Annotated in this window: 1 protein-coding gene; it reads right to left on the bottom strand. The window is 62.4% G+C overall.

Features of this window, described 5'->3' with window-relative positions; all coding sequences use genetic code 11:
- Positions 1-142 precede the first annotated feature (142 nt).
- Positions 143-587 (bottom strand): M20/M25/M40 family metallo-hydrolase (locus ACK41V_RS23720; RefSeq protein WP_409786155.1); only part of this gene is annotated, 445 nt, incomplete at its 5' end.

Below are 587 nucleotides of genomic sequence, written 5' to 3' on the forward strand. Positions count from 1 at the left end.
GCCCCCTCTTCGTTGAAGTAGGTGCCGTAACGGCTGTCATATTCGATGATCAATTCGTCGATCAGCGGCTTGGCACGCGGGTCGAGGGGGGTGGTGTAAAGAAACGTATCGCTCATGGGTTTCGCCAATCCCGTTATCGTCGTCATGCGAGGAAGGTTTCGACCAGCCGCACCCAATAGCGGGCGGCGGGCGCAATGATTGCGTCGTTGAAGTCGTAGTTGGCGCTGTGGAGCGGCGCGCTGTCGCCGTTTCCGACAAAGAGATAGCTGCCGGCCTTCTCCTCGAGCATGAAGGCGAAGTCTTCGCTGGCCGTGCGCGGCTTGAAATCGCTGACGACCTGGCCCGCACCGAAGGCCTCCAGCGCGACGCTGCGGGCAAGATCCGTCTCCGTGCGGTGATTGATCAGTGCCGGGAAGCCGCGACGGTAATCCACCTCCGCGGTAGCGCCGAAGCTTTCCGCCTGGGCGCGCGCCAGAGCCGGAACGCGCTCGCCCAAAAGGCCACGGGTCGTCTCGTTGAAGGCCCGCATGGTCAGCTTCAGCACCACACTTTCGGGAATGACATTGGAGGCAGAACCGCCGTGGATG

Source organism: Acidovorax sp. (assembly GCF_046291265.1).
GTDB lineage: Bacteria > Pseudomonadota > Gammaproteobacteria > Burkholderiales > Burkholderiaceae_C > Acidovorax.